Here is a 1,066-nt window from a genome sequence, read left to right on the forward strand (position 1 = left end):
ACCTCTACTTTTGAGTGCTCCAAAAAATGGGGGGATTACCGGATATTCTGCCGAGTCTTTCACATTAGAGTTGATGTTTTATCTCACAAAAGCATAAAGAATAAATAAGAGAAATTGATGTAACAAGGTGTATCGAGGTTAGATTTCGATAGTTGGTATATTAACTTAGATAGCGTTAGGGTATATGTATTCAATGGATAGAATCACTATATAACTAACGCATATCATGGTTAGGTAAGTCACGCCACATATAGCCTTCATTAATATATGCTGGATTAGATTTTAACTTTGATAGCGCTTCATTGATATCAGATATAACTCTATAACCCCACTCAGTTTTCGGTGCAGCTACATAAGTTGATATTTCTTTTGGCTGTCCAGCTATCGGAAGAACTTTGAACCTCCCTAGATAAGCCTTTTTATTTAAATCAGATACTGTTGATGAGCCATACCCAAACTTACTTTCTGTGTAATAGATAATTTCCTCTGGGTATGCGATGGTAAAACCATTTACATCTTTTAATAGCATATCCAGGACATTACCCATCGGAGCATTGAGAGAGTAGTTAACTCTCTTATTTGTTTTATCTTTAATTGCGAGGTCAAATTTACTTCCATATGAACGAGATGCTATGAAATAGCCAAGTTTATCCTTCGATTGAATCAACCGAAGCAAATCAACACCGTCTCCATCAATTATATACTGCTTATAAGTGTTAAGCTCACTGGATGGTATGATTACATGTGGTGCAGTTGATAGTGTTTTATGAAAAGTAGAAAATGTTTGATACTTCTCTCTTTCAGGTGTCTTTATCATATTTCCACAAACAACTTTCTGTCCTTGCTCCATCATATGCCGGATCCTGGCGATGTTAGCCCATATGATCACATGGTTATACTGGGGCAATTCAGCTCTGATCATAGCGTCAGTAACATCAACCACACCTCTACCTGAATAGCTACCATCCTTAATATAAAATGGAGGGATATCATATTGAACCCAATGGATTGTCTCTTTTGCAGTGGTAATCCCCCCATTTTTTGGAGCACTCAAAAGTAGAGGTCA

At 36.9% G+C, this 1,066-nt stretch carries 1 protein-coding gene; it reads right to left on the minus strand.

Annotated features, from left to right (window positions below):
* Positions 1 to 214: 214 nt before the first annotated feature.
* Positions 215 to 1,054, minus strand: coding sequence for a TIGR02285 family protein (locus L972_RS20490; protein ID WP_081990676.1), 840 nt, complete (start codon positions 1,052 to 1,054; stop codon positions 215 to 217).
* Between the last annotated feature and the right edge of the window lie 12 nt (positions 1,055 to 1,066).

Origin of the sequence: Aeromonas sp. ZOR0001 (genome assembly GCF_000801015.1) — a bacterium.
Lineage (GTDB): Bacteria > Pseudomonadota > Gammaproteobacteria > Enterobacterales > Aeromonadaceae > Aeromonas > Aeromonas veronii.